This is a genomic window from Beijerinckia mobilis, from assembly GCF_000745425.1.
Taxonomy (GTDB): Bacteria; Pseudomonadota; Alphaproteobacteria; order Rhizobiales; family Beijerinckiaceae; genus Beijerinckia; species Beijerinckia mobilis.
The window spans coordinates 41,383-56,822 of the sequence record NZ_JQJH01000006.1 but is presented as its reverse complement, the minus strand read 5'-3'; the positions used below and the strand labels follow the sequence as shown (position 1 = coordinate 56,822).

Below are 15,440 nucleotides of genomic sequence, written 5' to 3'. Positions count from 1 at the left end.
TGAGATCCTACGCGCTGGTTCGCCAAAAGGTTCACCAAAGATGGTCTGAGGGCTGGCTCGCCAATCGGCCCACCGCCCTGGTTCCTGTTTTTTCATAAATCGTATGGCGCTGATCGCCATCTCTTGCGAGACCGCTCTTAGGCGCGTCGGCTCAAAACAATCAGAGCATTTTTTACGCAATGGAATCGCGAAGCGATTCACCGTCGTTGGAAAATGTTCTAGAGCGTTCTGGATATATCCGGAACGCTCGGCTCAAAACGATCTGCGGGGCGAAGTTTTGAGAGCGCGAGCAATTCCTGTCGGCCGGCGCGTCGGATCTCAATGTGCCGGAACATTGTATGCAGCCTTCGAGGCTTGGGAGTGCGCCGTCTGCGCCCCCATTGGGAGACCGCCCGATGAATGATCATACGCATGCGGAAACAGCCAAAGCAGTGCCGTCCCATCGTATCCAGCTCAGTGAAATCGCGCTTATCGGTGTTTATGAAATCTCGAAAATCCTGACGGCTCCGACGCGTCTCGAAACGACGCTCGCCAATGTCCTCAACCTTCTTTCGTCTTTCCTCCAGATGCGGCATGGCACGATCGTGCTGCTTGCCGATGACGGCGGGCCGGAGGTCGCCGTCGGTGCTGGATGGACGGAAGAGGCGATGGCCGCTCCGCAACGGTATCCCGAGCGGGCGATCGGTCAGATCGTCGCCACCGCCGTCCCGCTCGTCGTGCATAATGTCGCGGACCACGAACTTTTCGATGCGAATGACGTCGCCGCTTTGTCTTTGGGGGGCGCCAAAGTTTCCTTCATGGGCGTGCCGATCCGCGCCGGAGACCGTGTCGTCGGGACGCTGACGGTCGATCGCATCTGGGATGGAGAAAGCATCTTCCGTTTCGATTCGGATGTGCGTTTCCTCGTCATGATCGCCAATCTGATCGGCCAGACCGTCAAATTGCATCGTGTTGTCGCACGCGACCGTGATCGTCTGATTGAGGAAAGCCATCGCCTGCAAAAGGAAATCACCAAATTGCAGCCGATGCCCGCGAGCAAGGCACGCGCTTCCGGCATCATTGGGGAAAGCCCGGCGATCCGCGCCGTCCTCGACAAGATTTCCATCGTTGCGCGTTCGAACGCCACCATGTTGCTGCGCGGCGAATCCGGCACCGGCAAGGAGCTTTTTGCCCGCGCGCTGCATGAAATGTCGCCCCGCGCCTCGCATGCCTTCGTCAAGGTCAATTGCGCGGCGCTTGCCGAAAGCGTGCTCGAATCGGAATTGTTCGGCCATGAAAAGGGCGCCTTCACGGGCGCCGTGGCGACGCGCAAGGGCCGTTTCGAACTGGCCGATGGCGGAACGCTGTTCCTCGACGAGATCGGCGAAATTTCGTTGTCGTTCCAGGCCAAGCTCCTGCGCGTCCTCCAGGAGGGCGAGTTCGAGCGGGTTGGCGGTACGCGCACGATCAAGACCGATGTACGCCTCATTACCGCGACCAACAAGAATCTCGAAGAAGCCGTGCGCAACGGAGAATTCCGCGCCGACCTCTATTATCGCATCAGCGTCGTGCCGGTCATCCTGCCGCCCTTGCGCGAACGCTCCAGCGACATTCCCCTGCTCGCCGCGCGCTTTCTTGAACAATTCAATGAGGACAACGGACGCCAGCTGGTCTTCAGCAAACAGGCGATGGAAGTTCTGAAATCCTGCTATTTCCCGGGCAATGTCCGCGAACTCGAAAATTGCGTCCAGCGGACCGCGACTTTTGCCGCGGGTGAAGCCATTGTCGCCGCGGATTTTGCCTGCGGGCAGGATCAATGCCTCTCCGCGACTCTGTGGAAAGGCAAGACCACGGCGGATGCCTGGTCGAAATCGGTCGGCGGCCTTGGTCCTTTCGGCATGCCGGGGCATGCCGAACTTCCTCATCATCCCTATCAGGCCGATGCGCCGCGCCTGACGCATCCGCAAACACAGGACGGCTATGCGCCTCCGATAGCGCCGCCGCCCGGCTATGCGGGCAATGGGGCAGGGGCTGCCGCCGGCTATCCCGAGCCACATTATTATCCGCCGACCGGAACACCGCCTTATGGCAGCCATGCGCATGATGCTTCCCCACAGGGCGGCACGCCTCATGCCGTTTCCGGGGCTGGCGGCGTGTCTTCCGTGCCTCCTGCCGCTCCTTATGCGCCGCCACCGTCTATGCCGGCTCCGGTCGCGCCCTCCGCTTCCGCGCCGCAGGCCTATGACCCCAGAGAGGATTATATCGGCGTCCAGGATTCGGGTTATGGCGATACGGAACGTGCCCGTCTGCTCGAGGCTATGGAAAAAGCTGGCTGGGTGCAGGCCAAGGCGGCGCGCATCATGGGGCTCACCCCTCGCCAGATCGGCTATGCGCTGCGCAAGCACGGTATCGAGATCAAGAAATTCTAAAGAATCGTGCGGCTTCGGCCGAAAGGGACTTGGCGGGCTGTCGCGAGTCTGACATAGACCAATTCAAAATAAGAGAGGCGTCGCTTTCACACCCACCGCATTGAATGTGTTGCAAGGAAAATCAATGCATTGGTAGGTGGTATGGGATTTGCTGCCCGGGTTGCAGGTGTCTGTCCCGGTCCGCCATCATCGACGAGAGACGGTGCCGCCCAGTTTGACTTTACTTTCCAGTCGGGACGCGACCTTGTCGACTGGGTATCTTTTGTGAGGAGAATAGAGCATGTCCTACAAGATCATCGCTTCCCAGTGCACCGTCTGCGGTGCTTGCGAATTCGAATGCCCGAATGCCGCGATCTCGTTCAAGAACGAGACCTATGTCATCGACCCCAAGAAGTGCACTGAATGCGAAGGTGAGTTCGATCATCCGCAATGCGATAGCGTCTGCCCGGTTCCGCAGACCTGCGTCCCCGCGTAATTTCATTCGACGGCTCACGCCTGTTTGATATGGACGCCGGCCTGCCGCACGCATGGCCGGCGTTTTTGTGTCCGAAGATGCCCGGGAGATGATCATGGATGCGGAACAGGATCCGGCGCTCGATTGGCTCGGCCTGCCGGTCGAATGTGGCAATTGTCCGCATCGTGCCTTTCTTGAAGATGATCAGTGCCGGCCGGCGCATAGCTGCATCAAGGACAGGCGCATCAAGCATATGGATCGCTTCCTGCGCAAACATCCCGATCTCGCCGACGGCTTTCTCGATCATCCTTATTTTGAATTACGTGCTGTCGCCGCCAAACATGCCTCGCTGTTTCGGGTCGCCTCCCTGGTTAATGATCTCGAACCCGAAGTCCGGATGACCGTCGTGGCGCGCCTGCCTTATGAACGGGTCAAGCATCTCGCAGAGGATCCGGATCGGCGTGTGCGGATCGGTGTTGCCCTGAAAATGGAAGGGCAGGCGTTGATCGCTCGTTTGTCGGATTCCGACTATCATGTCCGTGTCGTGATCGTGCGCAAATTATCGCCCGATCTTTTGCCGATCGCCATGCATGATCGCGAGCCGACCGTGCGCCGCTGGGTCGCCCGGCGCATTGTCGAAAATCGGCTGGCCGATATGGCGCGCGATAAACATCCGATGGTGCGGCTCGATGTTGCCGAACGGATGGCGCCGGAGAGTCTCGGGCTTTTTGTTGATGATCCGGATTTGCGCGTGCGTTTTGTCGCGGCTGAACGGATTGGCCTCGACCAGGTCGCCCTGTTCCAGAATGATGAAGAAGAGATCATCCGCGATCTTGTCACTCAACGCTTGCGGGAGGCGGAACAAAAGGCGGGGCGCTCTGTCTTGAAGCATTTTGGCGCCTCGAAAGACGGCGTGTCACCGAGCGCCTGAACTTCTGCCGTGAAAGCTGCCCCGGGCCGTCCGCTTTATTATAGCGATGGGCCGCTGGCGCGATTGTTTGTTTGTCATCTTCGGTGATTGCTTTTCTTGTCGGCAATCTTCCAAACGCAGGAAAGTCCTGCTTTATCGCGGGGCAGTTTTGAAGGCTTTCCAGAAATAACCCGATACGCCAGGCCGCCGCGCCGCGTAATCTGGATGAAGAGCCTAAAAACACGTCATAGTCTGTTTTGTTCCCGACAAGGGCAGGGCAACGAAATTTTCTTGTCGCTGATCGTACAGACCGACACTCTTTAGAAAATCTCCACGATTCAACCGATTAGAACCCGATGCGATTAAGGGTGCTTGTGGCACGCTAGTTGCTGACTAGCATATCAGGCGATCGCGCTGGGCGTGGTCGTAAACGAGCTTATCGGCAGCGGGGGAAGAGTGCGGTGCGCGTCCCTTTTACCCGTTAGGTTCCAGCCAAAAGCGAGGTTTGAAATGGAATTGACAGATCGCGAAGTCGCTGAAGCGGCGATCAAGTCCGGCGCCGGAAACGTCGACGAAATCATGCAGAAAATGGCCGAGCACAAGGGGTGCGAGACCAACAGCGACGGCGGCAAGAAGGCGAGCTGCGGCACTGAGGCCGGTGAAAACGATCTTCCCCCGGAAATCTGGGAAAAGGTCAAGAACCATCCCTGCTACAGCGAAGAAGCGCATCATCACTACGCTCGTATGCACGTCGCGGTCGCTCCGGCCTGCAACATCCAGTGCAACTATTGCAACCGCAAATATGATTGCGCCAACGAATCCCGTCCGGGCGTCGTTTCCGAGCGTCTGACACCGGAACAGGCCGCCAAGAAGGTGCTCGCGGTTGCTTCCACCATTCCGCAGATGACCGTTCTCGGCATCGCTGGCCCGGGCGACCCACTCGCCAACCCGGAAAAGACCTTCAAGACCTTCGACCTCATCTCGAAGACCGCTCCCGACATCAAGCTCTGCCTGTCCACCAACGGTCTGACGCTGCCCGACCATGTCGAGACGATCGCCCGCTACAATGTCGATCACGTCACCATCACGGTGAATATGGTCGATCCGGAAGTCGGCGCGAAGATCTATCCCTGGATCTTCTACAAGCATAAGCGCTACACCGGCGTCGAAGCCGCTCGCATTCTCACCGAGCGTCAGATGCAGGGTCTCGAAATGCTGACGGAGCGCGGCATTCTGTCGAAGATCAACTCGGTCATGATCCCCGGCATCAATGACGAGCATCTGAAGGAAGTGAACAAGGCTGTTAAGGGCCGTGGCGCCTTCCTTCACAACATCATGCCGCTGATCTCCGCCGCCGAACACGGCACGGTCTTCGGTCTCACCGGCCAGCGTGGTCCGACGGCGCAAGAACTGAAGCGCCTGCAGGACAGCTGCGAAGGCGAGATGAACATGATGCGTCACTGCCGCCAGTGCCGCGCGGACGCCGTTGGCCTTCTCGGCGAAGACCGCAGCGCCGAGTTCACCACCGAAAAGATCATGGAGATGGACGTCAACTACGATCTTGCCACGCGTCAAGCCTATCAGGCCCGCGTCGAGGAGGAGCGTAATGCCGTCGCCGGCGCCAAGGCCAACGAGCTGCAGATCCTCGCTGGTGAAGACAGCGACATCAAGATCCTCGTCGCGGTTGCCACCAAGGGCAGCGGCCGTATCAACGAGCACTTCGGCCATGCGTCGGAATTCCAGATCTATGAGCTGAGCACCGGCAAGGGCGCCCACTTCATCGGTCACCGCCGCGTCGACCTGTACTGCCAGGGCGGTTATGGCGAGGAAGACGCTCTCGAGACCGTCATCCGCGCGATCAAGGATTGCCATGCGGTGTTTGTCGCCAAGATCGGCGGCTGCCCGAAGAAGGATCTGGCTGCTGCCGGCATCGAAGCGATCGACGAATTCGCTCACGAATTCATCGAGAAGTCGGCGATCACCTACTTCAAGCGTTACCTCGAAGGCGTCAAGGACGGCAGCATCACCCATGTCGACAAGGGTGACGCGGAAATCCGTCCCGGCGAAGTCGCGGTGGACGTTGTTAACGAAACTGTCGCTGCTGAATAATCCCTCAAGCGATCATTGTCGGGGCGCCACGGCGCCCCGACTCCTGGGACTTTCCTTGATTTTTCCAAGTCCTCTTCATGGAGTGGTGCAATGGCATTGAAAATCGCGGCCTCTTGTGTCAATTGTTCTGCCTGCGAGGCTGAATGCCCGAATGAAGCCATCAGCGCTGGTGATGGGATATATGTCATTGATCCCGCTAAATGCACTGAATGCATCGGTTTTCATGACGACCCCCAGTGCGCGCTTGTCTGCCCCATTGAAGAGACTTGCGTAATCGACGACTCTTATCCACGTTATCAGGCGGCCTGACTTATGGATGATCTCAACGTAACGATTACCCCTGCGGCTGATAAATTCGTCCGTCGTATGCTGCGTTTCGACGGCGGCCCCAGCAGCGGTCTGCGTCTTACCGTATCTCCGGGTGGTTGCTCTGGTCCTTCCGCTGAATTTGCCGTCGTCGACAAGCCTGCGGCCAATGAAACCGTACATGAGTCCAATGGCCTGCGCTTCTTTATCGACGCATCGAGCAAGGCTATTCTCCAGGGCGTGACGATGGATTTCGTCGAAACTCCCACCTCGGCCGGTTTGAAGTTCTACGATCCGAAAAACACCTCCACCTGCGGTAGCCATTCCGCGCCGAGCATGGATCTGGATCACAAACACTAAGGGTTGCTTTCATGGACATGGCGACCAGCTATGGCGAGCAGGCGCCAGTTCAGGACGTCGAGGCTCTTCTGGGTGCAGGGCTCCCGGAAGAGGCTGCGCAACATCTGAATCTTGCAGCCAGCCTCTATCACAAGGATGATGTAGCGCTCGATCACTTGCGGCAGGCGGAGCTGATTGCTCCTGGTCATCCGGCAGTTCTGATCGGCCTATACCGCTTCTATTTCTACAAAGGCCGGCTTGCTGAATGTCTTGATGTGGCGCTTGTGTGCCTTTCCGAGGCTCTGCATCATAATAATCTGTCGGAAGACTGGCGGCAGGTTCAGCGTGGTGATGCTGATTTCAGCTCCTATGATATGATGCCGCGTTTCTTTCTTTTCGTGCTGAAAGGTTATGCCTATCTCCAGATGCGCCTCGGTAACCTCGATGAGGGGCTGGAAGCGGTCATGAAGCTTCTCGATCTCGATCCGACGGACAAGATCGGTGCGACTCTCCTGCTTGAAGTTCATCAGCGGTCATTGCAGGACGAAGATGAGTGAGGCGGACGAAGCGCGCGACTGGCAGGGGCGCGAACTGAGCTGTGAGGATTGCTCCTACAAATCCTTGCAGGCCGAGGGAAAGTGCCAGCTCAAACAGGCTTGTGTGCGTGACCGCTACGCACGGCGGATTGATCGGTTCTTTAACTGGAATCCGACGCTCGCGAACGAGCATCTGAACGATCCTTTCTTCGAGGTCCGGGCGGTCGCCGCGAAACATGCGGATATTTTCCGTCTGCCGCCTCTCCTCAATGATCCGGATGAAACGGTGCGCTGGGCCGCAGCCGCCAGATTGCCCGATTCCTATATGAGCAAGTTGCGCAATGATCCGCATCGTGAAGTGCGGATCCGCGTCGTTTCCCGTCTGGACGAGGCGGGGCTTGTTTCGATGATCAATGATCCTGATTATTATGTGCGCACGATGGTTGCCAAGCGGTTGTCGCCCTCGACCTTGCCATTGATGATCAATGATCCGGAAATCGAGGTGCGCCGCACGGTTGTGCACCGGATCGATCCATCGATGCTCATGCGCATGGCGCAGGACAAGGAGCCGGCCATTCGCCTGGAGGTGGCACAAAGATTGTCTAATGAACAGCTCGTCGAACTCAAGGAGGATCCCGACTGGCGCGTGCGCTACGAGGTCGCCGAACGGATCGACGTGAGTGCTCTGGGCTCCCTCGTGGACGATCCCGATCCGCTGGTGTCGGAAATGGCGCGCCAGCGCATCAAGGATGCGGAAGAGGGCGGGCAGGGCAATGCGGGCACTGGCGAAGGGTTTCGCGCAAGCCCCTGAAGTCGGCATCCTGCCGGAAATTCGACCTTTTGTCCTTTGCGAGGAGGGCTTGAATGACCAATATCAGCCGTGACAGCGATGTAGTTGAGCTGAACGAGCCGCCGCGTTTCACCTATGGCCAGCGCGTGCGCACGAAGCGCACGGTTCGCAATGACGGCACTTATTGCGGCAAGGATGTCGGTGACATTCTCGCCAAGAAGGGTGAGGAAGGTTATGTCATGAACATAGGCACCTTCCTGCAGCAGCATTATATCTTCGGCGTCGAGTTCATTCTCACTGGCAACAAGGTCGGTATGAAGACCAGAGAGCTCGAGGCGGTGGACGACGATGATGACGCTCCCGCGCCGAAAAAGAAATCACCGACAGCCTCGACGGCAGGAGAAGAATAATGGAGCCAGGCGGCGGGTTTGCGGCGCGATTCCAATGGGGTCAGCGCGTCCGGGCGACGGAAGATCTTTATAATGACGGATCCTATCCGGATCATCCGATTGATGCGCTTCTCGTCAAGGAAGGCGATCTCGGCGAAATCGTCAATGTCGGAGTGATCAGCGAAACCAAGCGCCCGCTTTACCTCGTGGAGTTCGATGGTCAAAGACTGGTCGTCGGCTGTCTCGAGGAAGAGCTGGAGCCGGTCTGAATCCCGACATGGGGGAAAACCTGCCTGTTCAATAGGCATAGATCGAGTCGTTATCATCAAGAGCGCCTTAGCGGGCGCTCTTTTCTTTTGCGGGAATCCTTCTATCGCCTTGTTTCCACGCGACATGCCGCTTTTGGTCAATTGTCGATGGCCGGCAAATTGCATCGCTGGGAAGAATTGTTCTGGCAGATGAAATGCGCCCGCTCCCGCGAGTGGAGGGGTGCTGAGAGATGACGGGCTGGCGACATGATCTATCTCGATAATAATGCCACCACCGCCGTGGCCCCGGAAGCCATCGAGGCGATGGCGGAATGCATGCGCACGGGGCCGACCAACCCATCGAGCAAACACAAAGCTGGCGAATGCAGCAAGGAAGCAGTGATGCAGGCGCGCGGCGACGTCGCCCGTTTCCTGTCCTGCTCGCCACCGGAAGTCGTCTTCACGAGCTGCGGTACTGAATCCAACCACACGGCCATTCTGGGTGCGCTGGCTCTCAATCCTGACAAGAAACATATTGTCGCCAGCAGCGTCGAACATCCCTCCAGTCTCGAGCTCCTGCGCCATCTCGAAAAGCAGGGTATCGAGGTTTCGTATGTGCCTGTCGACAATCTGGGCCGGATCGATGCCGCCGAAGTCGCTTCACGGATTCGTCCGGACACCGCGCTGGTGACGGTGATGTGGGCGAATAATGAGACCGGCGTGATTTTCCCGATCGAGGAGATCGCCGCGATCACCAAGGAAAAAAATGTCCTGTTTCATACCGATGCTGTGCAGGCGGTCAGCAAGATTCCGGTCGATTTGAAGAAAGTGCCGGTCGATCTTCTGTCGCTCTCCGGCCACAAGCTGCATGGCCCGACAGGTATCGGTGTCCTTTTCGTGCGCAAGGGCTTGAAACTGCCGGCGCAATTGTTCGGTCATCAGGAACGCGCGCGCCGTGGTGGAACCGAGAATGTTCCCGGTATTATCGGTCTCGCGAAAGCCGCAACGCTCGCGCAGAAAGAGCTCGCCGAACAGCAGGCCTATCTTGCGGGGCTGCGTGACCGGCTCGAGGCCGGTGTGCTTGCCGCCATTGATATTGCTTCCGTCAATGGTGCGGGTGCGCCGCGTGTTGCGAATACGACAAACATTCGGTTCGGCAATCTTGAAGCTGAACTTTTACTGGAACGTCTCGACAGAGCGGGTATCTGCGCTTCGGCGGGAGCCGCCTGCACTTCCGCCGGGACGGAGCCGTCACATGTGTTGCTGGCCATGGGGGTTGACGAACGCGGCGCTTTGTCGTCGATAAGGTTCTCCCTGGGTCGTGATAATACGGTAGCGGATATTGACACGCTTCTCGAAGTGCTGCCCGGGATCGTGAACGAAGCAGCCGCGATCGCCGCCTGAGGCCTCGTGGCTGGCACACCGAACCCGAAGCATCCAGATGCTTTCGGGGTCTGTGTGATGCCTAATCAAATGCGGGGATGATTGACCGGAGCAATTCGGGCATTCTCCCGGAACCGATGCAGTGGCTTAGGAGAGTGCCATGAAAATCATGCTGCGTAAGGACGGTGCGGGTCAGCTTTCGGTCTATGTGCCGAAAAAGGACCTGGAAGAGCCGATTGTGTCGATGGAAAAGCCGGAGATGTGGGGCGGCATTGTTACGCTCGGCAATGGCTGGCAGCTCGAACTGCCCCCGGCGACCCCTGGCACGGATCTTCCTTGCACCGTCGAAGCACGCAAGCTTAACGATGATTGAGTGAGGGCATGGCCAATCTCAGCGCCGAACAATTGGTGGAAATCGAGGGCTTGCTGTCAGGGCCGGAGGCTGATCCCTCCGTCCTGCAGGATTTCCGGCAGCGGTTTCCAGGTATATCCCTGACCCGCTGCGATTCCAGCGACGTGGATGGGGAACGCCCCTACAAGGAATTTGCGTGTTTCACGCTCTACCTTGTGAATGCGCATGATCATTGCGTGACCATCACTCGCGATCCCTCCGCCGCGACGGGCATTATCGTCGTGCACAACAGGAAAAAATCATGACTGCGAACCTGATTCCCCTGTGCGATCCCGATATGTCGCAAGCGGAATTGGATGCCGTTCTCGAGGTCTTGCAGTCCGCTTCGATCAGTTCCGGCGAAGCTGTCGAGGCCTTCGAGGAAGCATTCGCGCGCTATCTCGGTCGCAAATATGCTGTTGCGACATCGAGCGGCACCATGGGGCTTATGCTGGTGCTCGATGCCTATGGGCTCGGGCCGGGGATGGAGGTGATCGCGTCGCCGCATTCCTTCCGTGAACTCGCCCATGCGATCAGCCTGCGCGGCGCTTTCCCTATTTTTGCCGATATCGATTATTGGTCGGGTTGCATGCTCCCGAACAAGGCCGAAAACAAGATCAGCGACAAGACGAAGGCGATCGTCGTCAATAATGTCAATGGACATCCCGCAGCTTGGACGGAATTTCGTGAACTTGCCGACAAATACAATTTGATCCTGATCGAGGATTCAAGCGAGGCGATCGGTTCGACCTACAAAAATGCGCTTGTCGGCACTTTTGGCGATTGTTCAGTGTTCGATTTCTCACAACCGGGCCCGCTTGTCTGCGGTCAGGGCGGTGTGGTCGTTACTGACGATATTGATGTCTATATGGCGTTGCGCCGCTATCGCAATCATCGTCTGGACGAACGTGCCTCGGTGGTCGTTGGTCGCGCGCCTGCCTATAACGGCGTGATGAGCAACCTGTCGGCGGCGCTTGCTCTCGTGCAATTGCAGCGTCTCGAACTCATTCTGGAACGGCGCAAGCGTACCGAGTTCTGGTATTTTGATTATGTCAAATCCTTCGAGGGCATCAAGGACCCCTATATCGGTCCCGATGTCACAGAGGTGCATTGGTTTTTGTACATCGTCCATCTCGGCACCCGATTCACGCGGTCAAGCCGTGACAGCATCATCGAGGACTTGATCAAGGAAGAAATCGAGGCCGCCGCCTATTCGATGCCGCTGCATCTCCAGCCGCATTATTTCGATCTCGGCTACCGGAAGAAGGATTTTCTGGTGACGGAAAAAGTCGCTGATCGTGCGGTCGCGCTACCCTTCCACGCGCATCTCACCGAAGATCAGATCGCCTTCATTGTTGGTTCGATGAAGGATGCATCGATCAACATTGGTGCTGGTGCGGAAATTACTCTTTGAGGCATCGCCTCGGGCGGATTGATCTCCGTCCGGTTGATTTGATGCATTCCCGGAAAGTCGAAACATCGCCACCGGTCCCGATTGGCGCGTGATGTTCCGGAACAGGATAGAACGCCGTGCCCGTGCGCGGCGTCTCGTCGTCCTGTATCCATGGGCCGGGAGAAGAGCGATTTTTAGATACGCGCTTCCTTGCGTAACGTAATGACCCTTTAAGACGAGGCAATGGTGCCGCGTCTTTTGTAACCGGTGAAGCTTTTAGTACATTAAGAGGATACGAGGTTCATGCCTACCGTCACAATCAAGCCCCAGGATAAGGTTCAAGAGGGGGCTGAAGGCACCACTCTTCGCGAAATCATCACGGCCGCAGGCATTCCGCTCGGCGCTTGCACCTGTGCCAAGGGTTATTTCGACAATTGCCACGTCTTCGTCACGGAAGGCAAAAAGAGCCTCAGCAAGGCGACCCGCGAGGAAAACGAGCATCTCGATGCGATCGTCGGTGTCGGTTCGAAGTCGCGCCTCATCTGCGAAGCGAAACTTGGCCCGGAAAATGTAACGGTTGAATTGCTTGGTGCGCTCTCCGGCTGACCCGTGGGTCGCGTGAAGCGCGATTGGAAAGGATTATCCCATGCACAATGCTGAAGTCGTGATCCAGGTTCGCTACAATCCCAAGGGTGAGTGCGTTTTCTGCGGCGAGGCGCCTGCTGGCGTCAGCGCGCAGGACTGGCACAATCATCTTTCCAACAACCTGCCGATCCACCCTCTCGCGGGCGGTCGCGCGGCCTTCTACACCACCAATGAAGACCTCGCCCGCTTCAAGACCATGGAAGGCGCGAAACTTGAGGCTCTCTAAATGAACCAGCAAACGCTCGAAGAGATTCATGCGGCGCTTGAGGGCGGTCTCCTGATCCCTTATGTGGGGCCGGGTGCCTTGACCCTTGTTCCTGGTGAATGTCCGCTTCCGGTTGGGCCTGAAGTTCTGGTCGAAAAGCTGACGGCCAAGGCGACCGTGCCGCACAAGATCCGCAAGAATCTTTCGGCGGCTGCGCAGTTCATCGAGAACTTCAAGCATCGCAAGACGATCAATGCGGTCATGACAGCGGCTTTCGAGCCGCATGTCGAACCGACCGAATTGCATCGTTTCATCGCTTCATGGCCCAAATTGCCGCTTGTCGTCCATGCTTGGTACGACGATCTGATGCTGCAGGCATTGGATGTCCGCGACAATTGGGGTTTCGTGCAGGCGGTGAGCCAGGCGGAGCACCTTGCGACCTGGGTACATTATTTCAACAAGGACCGGTCCCGGATCGAGACGGAACAGGAACTGACGGTCGCCGAAACCTGGGACACCATGCTCTATGAGCCCTGGGGTTCTGTCCGGCCGGAAGGGAATTTTCTCGTATCGGATTCGGATTTCGTCGAGGTCTTGACCGAGATCGACATCCAGACCCCGATCCCGGAAAAGGTTAAAGAAATTCGCAAGAATCGCCATTTCCTTTTCCTCGGATGCCGGTTCCAGACTCAGTTGGAGCGGATTTTCGCCTTCCAAATCCTCAAGCGTTCGTCCGACAAACATTGGGCGGTCATGTCGGAAACACCAACGAAGAACGAATTGAAATTCTTCGAAAAATATAATGTCGAACTGATCGACATGCCGCTGGCGGACTTCCTTGGCGTTCTCAAGCAGAAAGAAGCCCTCCCGGCCTGAATCTTTCCGCCAAACGGGTTTCCGAAGGGTGGGAAAGAAAATTGGATCCTGGCAGATTGATTCTGTCGCGCTTTGCGCGGCCGGGTCGATGTGCCGGGAATTTTCTTGAATGTCCCGATGTCTGTGCAATAGACCATAGAGGCTATGGCTGTGCATCTTCTTGTCGTGGAATCACAACTGGTTTAACTAGAACGGGGCTCTCAGCCTCGCTCAATGCCAAGGGCCGGTTCCGGCCTCTCCCTTGGAGAAAGGGTTCCCGGTTCGGTGAGTTCTTCTGCGGAAACTTCAACGCCCTTCGAACGGATCGGCGGCCAGGGGCGTATCGATGCCCTGGTCGATGCTTTCTATCATCGTATGGATACATTGCCCGATGCCAAAACAATTCGGGACATGCATGCCGACGATCTCGGTCCGGTCGGAGAAGTCTTGAAGCGCTATCTCGCGGAATGGCTTGGTGGACCGAAACTCTATTCGCAGGAACGCGGTCATCCCCGCCTTCGTATGCGGCACAGGCATTTCCAGATCGGTCCGGCGGAGCGCGACGCCTGGATGTTATGTATGCAAGGTGCCGCGGAAGAAGTAATCGAGGATCCCGTCTTGCGGTCGCAACTGCTTCACTCTTTGTACAAATTGGCGGACTGGCTCCGCAACGACGATGGAAACCCGCATGACGCTCACAATTGACCAAACGGCTTTCGCGCGCCTTGAGAATGAATCCCGCTTGACGCACCCCATTCTCAAAGAAGAGATCAGCCCCGGCCGCTTCGGATTCCGCGGCGAATTCGCTCTCAAGTTCCAGGAACAATTGTCCGACGAAAAGCGTCCGCCGGAGCTTTCCGCTTGGCAGATCATGGCGTCTGCCCGCGACAAGAGCGAAAAGCCCGGGTTAGAATTCCTCGTGACCTATCTTTTGTCTTTCGAATATCTCGGCATCATGCTGGAAGAGTTCGGCGAATTGTTCGTTCCCGGCGGGAAATATTTCATCTATTCCAACAATCAGGATTTGTTGGAGAAATATCGCATTACGATCAATGGCGTGATGTTCTATTGCTTGGCGATCGGCGAGGCCACTGCCTATAATGAATTGCTTGAACTCTTGTTTATTGACAAAAACGACATCAAGAAGCTCAACACCGGCGGCAAGCTCGATTACATCGTCAACGAGGCGCTGAATTTCGATTCCGATTGGGAGCAGATTACCTATCAGCAGGGAATCGAGCGCATGGGTCCGGTGCGCAACCCGAACGAAAATCGTCCGGTCTGATTTATCGGCACTTTTTCTTTTTCGAAAGCCGCCTCCGGGCGGCTTTTTCTTTGTACTTTCTGTACATTCAGGACGCTACAGACTCATGACGGCTTTTTCCGAAGAGCCTTCATAACGTGGATTCATTTGGAAGCGGTTTCATTCCCGTGGAAAACTTTTAACGGGAATCCTCGTCTGATCTGGGTTGACGACAATGATGAGCGTGGGCCGTGCAGAAAGATGAATGCCGGCGGCTTGTGTATACAGAGGCTCGTCGCCGTACGTTCCGGTAAACGATAGCGCGCAAGCGCCATGGCGGCAGGTGCGTGCAAGGCTCGGAACGTCGAACCGGGTCTGTCGATGATGACGATTGGCACTGAGGCGGCGATGGTGCGCCAATGTTTCCAGCGGTGAAACTGGCTGAGATTGTCGGCCCCCATGATCCAAACGAAACGGGTACGCGGGCACCGCCGTATGAGATGGAGGACCGTTTCATATGTATAGGCGGAACCGGTCTGCGCCTCGAAACCTGTCACATCGATGCGCGGATGGTGTTTCACTTGCCGGGCAAGCTGCATCCGTTCCGCGAGGGGTAGCAGTTCACCGTGAGCCTTCAGTGGATTGCCAGGGCTGACGATCCACCAGACGCGATCAAGGCGCAGGCGATGCATCGTTGTGAGACTCGCCAGCCGGTGAGCCTCATGGGGCGGATTGAAACTGCCGCCAAAAAGTCCGATCCATTGTCTGTCGCCATGGGGCGGCAGAACGGGCAAGGGGCTTTGCCAGCCTCGAGGCTTTCCCGCAGGCATTCGGTC

The 15,440-nt window shown here is 57.1% G+C and carries 20 protein-coding genes; 19 read left to right on the top strand and 1 reads right to left on the bottom strand.

Annotation, left to right across the window (positions count from 1 at the left end; genetic code table 11):
• The first annotated feature begins 395 nt into the window (after positions 1-395).
• The 19 genes from nifA to DL88_RS07925 all read left to right on the top strand — a co-directional run bounded on the left by nifA (position 396) and on the right by DL88_RS07925 (position 14,646).
• Positions 396-2,408, top strand: a complete 2,013-nt coding sequence (gene nifA / locus DL88_RS08010; protein WP_034994501.1) for a nif-specific transcriptional activator NifA — start codon at positions 396-398, stop codon at positions 2,406-2,408.
• Between the two features lie 280 nt (positions 2,409-2,688).
• A complete protein-coding gene (locus DL88_RS08005; protein ID WP_012383405.1) occupies positions 2,689-2,883 on the top strand; it encodes a 4Fe-4S dicluster domain-containing protein in 195 nt (64 codons plus the stop codon).
• A gap of 94 nt (positions 2,884-2,977) precedes the next feature.
• Positions 2,978-3,793 (top strand): 4Fe4S-binding leucine-rich repeat protein, encoded by an 816-nt coding sequence (locus DL88_RS08000; protein ID WP_084705061.1) that lies wholly within the window; start codon positions 2,978-2,980, stop codon positions 3,791-3,793.
• Positions 3,794-4,351: 558 nt separating this feature from the next.
• Positions 4,352-5,881 carry a nitrogenase cofactor biosynthesis protein NifB gene (nifB, locus tag DL88_RS07995; RefSeq protein WP_245270709.1) on the top strand — a complete coding sequence of 510 codons (1,530 nt, stop codon included), beginning with the start codon at positions 4,352-4,354 and terminating at the stop codon, positions 5,879-5,881.
• A gap of 90 nt (positions 5,882-5,971) precedes the next feature.
• Positions 5,972-6,190: a YfhL family 4Fe-4S dicluster ferredoxin gene (locus DL88_RS19830; protein ID WP_084705055.1), complete on the top strand. Its 219-nt coding sequence runs from the start codon at positions 5,972-5,974 to the stop codon at positions 6,188-6,190.
• A 3-nt stretch (positions 6,191-6,193) separates the two neighbouring features.
• Entirely contained in the window at positions 6,194-6,547 is a 354-nt protein-coding gene (locus DL88_RS07990; RefSeq protein ID WP_034994497.1) for a HesB/IscA family protein, read from the top strand.
• An 11-nt stretch (positions 6,548-6,558) separates the two neighbouring features.
• Positions 6,559-7,083, top strand: a complete 525-nt coding sequence (locus DL88_RS07985) for a tetratricopeptide repeat protein (RefSeq protein WP_051955738.1) — start codon at positions 6,559-6,561, stop codon at positions 7,081-7,083.
• Complete coding sequence (locus DL88_RS07980; RefSeq protein WP_034994495.1) at positions 7,076-7,873, top strand: 4Fe4S-binding leucine-rich repeat protein; 798 nt, start codon at positions 7,076-7,078, stop codon at positions 7,871-7,873. The genes DL88_RS07985 and DL88_RS07980 overlap by 8 nt, the downstream gene beginning before the upstream one ends.
• A 53-nt stretch (positions 7,874-7,926) precedes the next feature.
• Entirely contained in the window at positions 7,927-8,262 is a 336-nt protein-coding gene (locus DL88_RS07975) for a nitrogen fixation protein NifZ (RefSeq protein ID WP_034994492.1), read from the top strand.
• The gene (locus DL88_RS07970) at positions 8,262-8,510 is read left to right on the top strand and encodes a nitrogen fixation protein NifZ (RefSeq protein ID WP_034994489.1); all 249 of its coding nucleotides are present in this window, start codon (positions 8,262-8,264) and stop codon (positions 8,508-8,510) included. Before DL88_RS07975 ends, DL88_RS07970 begins: the two co-directional genes overlap by 1 nt.
• A 246-nt stretch (positions 8,511-8,756) precedes the next feature.
• Positions 8,757-9,893 carry a cysteine desulfurase family protein gene (locus tag DL88_RS07965; RefSeq protein WP_034994487.1) on the top strand — a complete coding sequence of 379 codons (1,137 nt, stop codon included), beginning with the start codon at positions 8,757-8,759 and terminating at the stop codon, positions 9,891-9,893.
• Between the two features lie 139 nt (positions 9,894-10,032).
• Positions 10,033-10,245 carry a putative nitrogen fixation protein NifT gene (gene nifT / locus DL88_RS07960; protein WP_034994486.1) on the top strand — a complete coding sequence of 71 codons (213 nt, stop codon included), beginning with the start codon at positions 10,033-10,035 and terminating at the stop codon, positions 10,243-10,245.
• Between the two features lie 8 nt (positions 10,246-10,253).
• Positions 10,254-10,529 carry a DUF6129 family protein gene (locus DL88_RS07955; RefSeq protein ID WP_034994485.1) on the top strand — a complete coding sequence of 92 codons (276 nt, stop codon included), beginning with the start codon at positions 10,254-10,256 and terminating at the stop codon, positions 10,527-10,529.
• The gene (locus tag DL88_RS07950; protein WP_034994482.1) at positions 10,526-11,677 is read left to right on the top strand and encodes a DegT/DnrJ/EryC1/StrS family aminotransferase; all 1,152 of its coding nucleotides are present in this window, start codon (positions 10,526-10,528) and stop codon (positions 11,675-11,677) included. Before DL88_RS07955 ends, DL88_RS07950 begins: the two co-directional genes overlap by 4 nt.
• A gap of 282 nt (positions 11,678-11,959) precedes the next feature.
• A complete protein-coding gene (locus DL88_RS07945) occupies positions 11,960-12,262 on the top strand; it encodes a 2Fe-2S iron-sulfur cluster-binding protein (protein ID WP_034994480.1) in 303 nt (100 codons plus the stop codon).
• A gap of 40 nt (positions 12,263-12,302) precedes the next feature.
• Complete coding sequence (locus DL88_RS07940) at positions 12,303-12,527, top strand: alpha-amylase family protein (protein WP_034994478.1); 225 nt, start codon at positions 12,303-12,305, stop codon at positions 12,525-12,527.
• Positions 12,528-13,382, top strand: coding sequence for an SIR2 family NAD-dependent protein deacylase (locus DL88_RS07935; protein ID WP_034994476.1), 855 nt, complete (start codon positions 12,528-12,530; stop codon positions 13,380-13,382).
• A gap of 213 nt (positions 13,383-13,595) precedes the next feature.
• A complete protein-coding gene (locus DL88_RS07930; RefSeq protein WP_084705054.1) occupies positions 13,596-14,066 on the top strand; it encodes a group II truncated hemoglobin in 471 nt (156 codons plus the stop codon).
• Entirely contained in the window at positions 14,050-14,646 is a 597-nt protein-coding gene (locus DL88_RS07925; RefSeq protein WP_034994471.1) for a hypothetical protein, read from the top strand. Before DL88_RS07930 ends, DL88_RS07925 begins: the two co-directional genes overlap by 17 nt.
• 122 nt (positions 14,647-14,768) lie before the next feature.
• On the opposite strand, the gene DL88_RS07920 is transcribed toward DL88_RS07925, so the two are convergent.
• Positions 14,769-15,434: a nicotinate-nucleotide adenylyltransferase gene (locus DL88_RS07920; RefSeq protein ID WP_051955737.1), complete on the bottom strand. Its 666-nt coding sequence runs from the start codon at positions 15,432-15,434 to the stop codon at positions 14,769-14,771.
• Between the last annotated feature and the right edge of the window lie 6 nt (positions 15,435-15,440).